The organism is Glycomyces dulcitolivorans, assembly GCF_003265355.1.
Taxonomy (GTDB): Bacteria; Actinomycetota; Actinomycetes; order Mycobacteriales; family Micromonosporaceae; genus Glycomyces; species Glycomyces dulcitolivorans.
In genome coordinates this window covers 1-7512 of record NZ_QFRW01000210.1, presented here as the reverse complement: position 1 = coordinate 7512, position 7512 = coordinate 1, and the positions used below count along the sequence as shown (strand labels likewise).

The 7512-nt window shown below is 72.5% G+C and carries 7 protein-coding genes; all 7 read left to right on the top strand.

Features of this window, described 5'->3' with window-relative positions; genetic code table 11:
* The coding region (locus DI269_RS14740) for an ABC transporter permease (RefSeq protein WP_269814165.1) at positions 1-1032 on the top strand (1032 nt) is incomplete at its 5' end.
* Positions 1029-1940 (top strand): ABC transporter permease, encoded by a 912-nt coding sequence (locus DI269_RS14735; RefSeq protein ID WP_112137088.1) that lies wholly within the window; start codon positions 1029-1031, stop codon positions 1938-1940. The genes DI269_RS14740 and DI269_RS14735, both read left to right, overlap by 4 nt.
* Positions 1937-2920, top strand: a complete 984-nt coding sequence (locus tag DI269_RS14730; protein ID WP_112137086.1) for an ABC transporter ATP-binding protein — start codon at positions 1937-1939, stop codon at positions 2918-2920. The genes DI269_RS14735 and DI269_RS14730 overlap by 4 nt, the downstream gene beginning before the upstream one ends.
* A complete protein-coding gene (locus DI269_RS14725; RefSeq protein WP_198667446.1) occupies positions 2907-3881 on the top strand; it encodes an ABC transporter ATP-binding protein in 975 nt (324 codons plus the stop codon). The genes DI269_RS14730 and DI269_RS14725 overlap by 14 nt, the downstream gene beginning before the upstream one ends.
* Positions 3878-4708: a M55 family metallopeptidase gene (locus DI269_RS14720; RefSeq protein ID WP_112137082.1), complete on the top strand. Its 831-nt coding sequence runs from the start codon at positions 3878-3880 to the stop codon at positions 4706-4708. The genes DI269_RS14725 and DI269_RS14720 overlap by 4 nt, the downstream gene beginning before the upstream one ends.
* Positions 4701-5993, top strand: coding sequence for a M20/M25/M40 family metallo-hydrolase (locus DI269_RS14715; protein ID WP_112137080.1), 1293 nt, complete (start codon positions 4701-4703; stop codon positions 5991-5993). Before DI269_RS14720 ends, DI269_RS14715 begins: the two co-directional genes overlap by 8 nt.
* 9 nt (positions 5994-6002) lie before the next feature.
* Positions 6003-7512, top strand: a 1510-nt coding sequence (locus tag DI269_RS14710) for a S9 family peptidase (RefSeq protein WP_157974997.1), incomplete at its 3' end; no start/stop codon positions are given.

Here is a 7512-nt window from a genome sequence, read left to right as displayed (position 1 = left end):
GACGGGGCGGCGTCGACCGACGCCGCCCCGTCCGCGGGGCGCCGCCCGGGCCGCAGCACCAGCGGCTTCGGGCGGTACCTCGTCAAGCACATCGGCGGCGCCGCCGTGTCGCTCCTGCTGGTCCTGTTCTCGTCGTTCTTCATCTTCCGGCTCATCGCCGGGGACCCGATCGACCAGCTCACCAAGGAGCGGCCCGTCTCGCCGGAGGAGCGCGCCGCGCTCCGCGCCGAACTCGGCCTCGACCAGCCCATGTGGCAGCAGTTCTGGGACTACATCACCGGGACGCTGACGATGGACCTCGGCGACTCGTTCCAGTACCGCCGACCCATCTTCGACCTCATCGTCGAGCGGCTCCCGGCCACGATCCTGCTCTCGGGCACCGGCATGGTCCTGGCGGTCCTGCTCGGCTTCTGGATCGGGACGCGCTCGGGCTGGCGCCAGGGCACCCGCTTCGACCGCGGCCACGTCGCCACCGGCCTGCTCCTGTACTCCGCGCCCACGTTCTGGCTCGGCATGATCGTCATCCTGGTGTTCGCCCGGTACCTGGGGATCTTCCCGGTCAACGGGATGCGCTCGCCGTCCACGCCGCCGGAGTTCTGGCCGCAGGCGCTCGACATCGCCCACCACCTGGTACTACCGGTGCTCACCTACACGGCGGTCGTGTACGCGGGGTACCTCATGATCATGCGATCCTCCATTTTGGACGAGATCGGCAACGACTACCTGACGACGGCGCGGGCCAAGGGCCTGCGGGACGACGAGGTGCGCGACAAGCACGCCGTCCCCAACGCCCTGCTGCCCACGGTGACCCTGGTGTTCCTCGCGATCGGCGGGGTCGTCAACGGCTCCATCGTGACCGAGACCGTCTTCAGCTGGCCCGGCCTCGGGAGCCTGTTCGTGCAGGCCATCTTCTACCCCGACCGGCCGGTCCTCCAGGCCCTGTTCGTGCTGTTCTCGGCCTCGACCATCATCGCGGTCCTCGCCGCCGAGATCCTCTACTGGTTCATCGACCCACGGATTCGGAAGTCATGACGACATCCACACCGACCTCGCCCCGGGCCCTGGCCTGGGCCAGGAGAAGGCAATCGTTCGCGCGCTCGTGGGCCGCCTACCGGGCCCAGCGGACCGGCATGATCGGCCTCGTCCTGTTGGGCGCCATCGTCATCCTCGCGATCTGCACGCCCGTCATCATCGACGAGTCCGCGCTCTCGGTCACCCAGGCCACCGGCGGGCGCATGGCCCCGCCGAGCGCGGAGTTCCCGCTCGGCACCGACGAAGTGGGCCGGTCCATCCTCGCGCTGACGCTGTGGGGATCGCGGCTGTCGCTCCTCATCGGACTCACCGCGACCGTGGTCGCCATCGTCATCGGCACCGCCGTCGGCGTCACCAGCGGCCACGTCGGCGGCTGGTACGGCTGGTTCGCGCTGCGCATCTCCGACTGGTTCATGGTGCTGCCCAGCCTGGTCGTGGCCATCGCGCTCCTCGCCGTCCTCGGCCGCAGCATGGGCACCACCATCCTGGTGATCGCGCTCGTCTCCTGGTCGGGCACCACGAGACTCGTGCGGGCGCAGACGCTCACCGTCCAGAACCGGCCCTACCTGGAGCGCGCCAGGGCCCTCGGCGCCGGTCACTGGCACCAGATGACCAAGCACATCCTCCCCAACGTCCTCCCCCTCGTCCTCGCCAGCGCGACCCTGCTCGTGCCCTCGGCGATCCTCATGGAGTCCTCGCTCGCGTGGCTGGGCCTGGGCGACCCGAACGTGGTGTCGTGGGGCTCGATCCTCAACCGCGCCAGCGACAACGGCGCGGTTTCGGCCCACGCGTGGTGGTACCTGCTGCCGCCGGGCCTGGCGATCCTGCTGGTCGTGCTCGCGTTCATGATGTGCGGGCGGGCCCTGGAGGCCGTGTTCAACCCGCGGCTGCGAGGTGAACCCGCATGACGCTCCTGGAGTTCCGGGACGTGCACGTCACGTACACCGGCTCGCGCGGCCGCATCCCGGCCGTGCGCGGCGTGGACCTGAAAGTCGAGGCCGGGAAGGTGCTCGGCATCGCCGGCGAGTCCGGCTGCGGCAAGTCGACGCTCGCGATGGCGGTGCTGCGGCTGCTGCCGAAGTCCGCGGAGGTGAGCGGGGAGATCCTGCTCGACGGCGAGGACCTGCTCCAGATGGGGTGGGGACGCCTGCGGGCGGTGCGGTGGACGGGCGCGTCGATCGTGTTCCAGGGGGCGATGCACTCGCTCAACGCGGTGCAGCGGATCGGGCGGCAGGTCGCCGAGCCGATGCTGGTGCACGACAAGACCTTGAGCGCGGCGAAGGCCGCGAAGAAGGCCGAGGGCCTGCTGGAGCGGGTCGGCCTGCCGGCCACGCGGCTGCGGTCCTATCCGCACGAGCTGTCGGGCGGGCAGCGCCAGCGCGTCATGATCGCGATGGCCCTCGCCTGCGACCCGGACCTGATCATCGCCGACGAGGCCACGACGGCGCTCGACGTGATGGTGCAGGCCCAAGTGCTGCAACTGATCTCGGGGCTGGTGACCGAGCGCGGGGTGGGCCTGGTGATGATCAGCCACGACCTGTCGGTGCTCTCTTCGGTGTGCGACACCGCGGCCGTCATGTACGCCGGGCGCGTCGTCGAGCAGGGGCCGGCGCACGAGGTGTTCGCGCAGGCGCGGCACCCGTACTCGGCGGCGCTCGGGGCGGCGTTCCCGGTCATCGGGGACCCGGCCGCACGGCTCAAACCCGGAGGGCTGGCGGGCGACCCGCCGGACCCGGCACGGCTGCCGGAGGGCTGCTCGTTCCGGCCGCGGTGCGCCGTGGCCGTGGAGCGGTGCGGCAAGGAGTCGCCGGAGCTGCTGCAGATCGAGGGCCCGCGCCTGAGCGCGTGCTTCGTCGCCCAGGAAGGGGAGCCCGTTGTCAGTGGATAAGGTGCTGACGGCCCGGGACCTGCGGGTCGAGTTCGGGCTGCCCGGCGGGCGGACCGCGCGGGCCGTGGACGGGGTGGACCTGGACGTGGCGCCCGGGGAGATCGTGGCGCTGGCCGGGGAGTCCGGCTGCGGGAAGACGACACTGGCGCGCACGCTGCTGGGCCTGGAGCGGGCCACGGGCGGTGAGGTCGCGTTCGGGGGGACGCCGCTGGGGCGGTCCACGAAGGCGCTCAAGGCGTTCCGGCGGCACGTGCAGCTGGTGCTCCAGGACCCGTCGGGGGCGTTGAACCCGCGGCACACCGTGTACGACGCGGTCGCCGAGGGGCTCCGAATCCATGGGATCACCGACGACGAGCCGGGGCGGGTCGCGGACGCGCTCGCGCGGGCCGGGCTGCGGCCGCCGGAGCGGTTCTTCCTGGCGTACCCGCACGAGCTGTCGGGCGGGCAGCGCCAGCGCGTGGTCATCGCGGGGGCGCTGGTGCTGGAGCCGAGCATCCTGGTCGCGGACGAGCCGGTGGCGTCGCTGGACGCGTCGGTGCGCGGGGAGATCCTGTCGCTCCTGCTGCGGCTCAAGGAGGACGCGGGGCTCGGGGCGCTGGTGATCACGCACGACCTGGGTCTGGCGTGGAGCATCGCGGACCGGATCGCGATCATGTACCTGGGGCGGATCGTGGAGCAGGGGCCGGTGGAGCAGGTGCTCACCGACCCCCAGCACCCGTACACGCGGGCGCTGGTGTCGGTGCTGCCGGACTCGCCGGTCGCGGAGCCGATCGTGCTGGCGGGCGAGCTGCCGGACGCCTCGAAGATCCCCGGCGGGTGCCGGTTCCGGCCGCGCTGCCAGGAGGTGGCGTCGGGGAGTGCCCTTGCGGTGCTGGGGCAGTGCGAGGGCGAGGACCCGGTGCTGGGGTCCGGGGCGCACGCGGTCGCCTGCCACCTCGTGCATGCGAGGATGGCGGCGTGAAGATCCTCATCAGCGCCGACATGGAGGGCGCGACGGGCGTGACGTGCCCGGAGGACGTGCTGCCGGGCGGGCTGGGCTGGGAGCGGATGCGGCCGGTGTTCACCGGCGACGTGAACGCGGCGGTCCAGGGCCTGTTCATGCAGGGCGCCGACGCGGTGGTGGTGAACGAGGCCCACTGGTCGATGCGGAACCTCCTGCTGGAGCGGCTCGATCCGCGCGCGTCGATGATCACCGGCCGGCACAAGAACCTGTCCATGATGGAGGGCGTGCAGCACGGGGACGTGGACGGCGTGGTGTTCCTGGGCTACCACGCGGGGGCCGGGGCCGAAGGGGTGCTGGCGCACACGTACCTGGCGAACTCGATCACCGGCGTGTGGCTCGACGGGGTCCGCGCGAGCGAGGGCCGCCTGAACGCCGCCGTCGCGGCGGAGTACGGGGTCCCGGTGATCATGGTGATCGGCGACGACAAGACGATCGAGGACGCGAGAGGCTATGCGCCCGAAGCGGTCGGCGTGCAGGTGAAGGAGTGCGTGTCGCGGTACGCGGCCCGGTGCGACCCGCCCGAGGTGACCGCGGAGGCGATCACGGCCGGGGCCGCGGCGGCGACGGCTTTGGCGGTGCGCCATGACCCGATCGTGGTGCCGCACCGGGTCGAGGTCGAGTTCGACGCCGACCACCTGGCGCGGGCGGCCGAGGTGATTCCCGGCGTCGCGGTGTGCGGCGAGCGGCGGGTCGGCTATGAGGCTGCGACGATGTACGGGGCGATCCGCTGCTTCAAGGCGGTCACGACGATCGCGAGCGCGGCGATGGAGGAGCAGTATGGCTGACGGCAGGGCACTCGAAGAGGTCGTCGAGTTCACGCGGGACCTGGTCCGGTTCGACACGACGAACCGGGGCGGCGGGGACGGGAACGAGCGCGCGGCCGCCGAGTACGCGGCCGAGCGGCTCGCGGAGGCCGGGCTGGAGCCGGTGATCCTGGAGAAGGCCCCGAACCGGTCCAATGTGGTCGCGCGGCTGGAGGGCTCGGACCCGGAGGCGCCGGCGCTGCTGGTCCACGGGCACCTGGACGTCGTCCCGGCGGCGGCCTCGGACTGGTCGGTGGACCCGTTCTCGGGCGAGATCGACGCCGACGGGATGCTCTGGGGTCGCGGGACGATCGACATGAAGAGTATGGACGCGATGATGCTCGCGGCCGTGCGGTCCTGGGCCCGCGAAGGGGTGCGGCCGCGGCGGTCGATCGTCTTCGCGTTCATCGCCGACGAAGAGGCCGAGGCCGACTACGGCTCGCGGTACCTCGCCGAGGCGCACGCGGACCTGTTCGCCGGGTGCACCGAGGGCGTCTCGGAGTCGGGCGGGTTCACGTTCCACTCCAACGGGATGCGGATCTACCCGATCGGCGCGGGCGAGCGCGGCACGGCCTGGCTGGAGCTGACGGCGCGGGGCAGGGCCGGGCACGGTTCGAAGAAGAACCCCGACAACGCGGTCGTCAAGCTCGCGGGCGCGATCGCGCGGATCGGCGCGCACCGGTGGCCGCTGCGGGTGACGCCCGTGGTCGAGGCCGCGGTGACCGAACTGGCGGCCCTGCACGGGGTCGAACCGGACTTCGAGGATCTGAGCGGCCTGGGCGAGGCAGCGCAGCTGGTCGAGTCGACCCTGCGCAACAGCGCGAACCCGACGATCCTGGAGGCCGGGTACAAGGTCAACGTCATCCCCGAGCACGCCAGGGCCGAAGTGGACGGACGTGTGGTGCCCGGGGGCGAGGCCGAGTTCGAGGCGACGCTCGACGAGCTGTGCGGGCCCGACGTCCAGTGGCGGTACGCGCACCGCGACGAGTCGCTCATGGCGCCGGTCGACTCCCCGACGTTCGCGGCGATGCGCGCGGCGATCCGCAAGCACGACCCCAAGGGGCACCCGGTGCCGTTCTGCATGTCCGGCGGCACCGACGCGAAGCCGTTCTCGCGCCTGGGGATCACCGGGTACGGGTTCTCGCCGCTGGCGCTGCCGCCCGGGTTCGGGTACGGGAAGCTCGCGCACGGCGTCGACGAGCGGGTCCCGGTCGAGGGGCTCAAGTTCGGCCTGCGAGTCCTGGACGACTTCCTGCTCAACGCTTAGGAGACCACCGTGAAGCGATCCCCGTACGGCGCTTGGGACTCCCCCGTCGGCACCGACCTGGTGGCCGAGTCCGACGGCAGGCCGGGCTTCCTCGGCGCGGTCGGCGGCGAGCTGTGGTGGACCGAGCCGCGCCCCGCCGAGGGCGGGCGGCGGGCCCTGGTGCGCCGCAAGGAGGACGGCACGACCGAGACGGTCCTGCCCGCGCCGTGGAACGTGCGCAACCGCGTCCACGAGTACGGCGGCCGCCCGTGGGCGGGCGCGATCGGCGAGGACGGCAGCCCGGTCATCGTGTTCACGAACTACGAGGACCAGCGGCTGTACGTGTTCGAGCCGGACCGGTACCGCGAGCCGCTGCCGATCAGCCCCGCCCCGGCGTTCCCGGGCGCGCTGCGCTGGTCGGAGCCGGTCGTGGACCTGGAGCGGTACGAGGCGTGGGCGGTGCTGGAGGAGCACACCGGGCCGGACCCGACCGACGTGCGGCGCGTGCTCGCCGCGGTCGACCTGACGAGGTACGGGGACGATGCGCGGGTGCGGGAGCTGACCGACGACTCGTACCGGTTCCTCGCCTGCCCCCGGCTCAGCCCCAGCGGCCACGGGATCGCGTGGATCGCCTGGAACCACCCCCACATGCCCTGGGACGAGACGGAACTGCGGGTCGCCGAGGTCACGGCGGAAGGTGACCTGGCCGACGCGCGCACGGTCGCAGGAGGCGTAGGCGAGTCGATCGCGCAGGTCGAGTGGACCCGGGACGACACGCTCGTGTTCGCCGGGGACCGGACCGGCTGGTGGAACCTGCACTGGATCGACCCGCACACCGGCGAGCAGGGGCCGATCCTCAAGGCCGAGGCCGAGTTCGCCGGGCCCTTGTGGACACTCGGGTCGCAGTGGTTCCAGATCCTCGCCTCGGGCGACATCGCCGCGGTCCACGGCAGGGGCGAGGGCAGGCTCGGGATCTTCGACGCCTGGGAGCGCAGGATCAACCTCGTCGAGGGCCCGTGGACCGAGTGGTCGCCGGGGCTCGCGGCCGTGGGCGACAAGGTGTACGGCCTGGCCGCGAGCGCGCACACCGGGTACGAGGTGGTCGAGGTCGACTCCCGTACGGGCGGCGCGAAAGTCGTCGCGGCCGAGTACCGGGACGCGGTGGACCGGGCGTACCTGCCGGTCCCCGAGCACCGGACGTTCACGGGTCCGGGCGGGCGGGAGATCCACGCGCACGTCTACCCGCCGCGCAACCCCGACTTCGAAGGGCCCGAAGGCGAGCTGCCGCCGTACGCGGTGTGGGTCCACGGCGGGCCGACGAGCCACGTGCGGGCCGTGCTCGACATGGAGCTGGCGTACTTCACCTCGCGGGGCATCGGCGTCGTGGAGGTCAACTACGGCGGGTCCACCGGCTACGGGCGGGCCTACCGCGAGCGGCTGCGCGAGGCGTGGGGCGAGGTCGACGTGGAGGACTGCGCGGCCGTCGCCAGGGCGCTCGCGGCCGAGGGCGCGGCCGACCCGGCCCGGATCGCGATCCGCG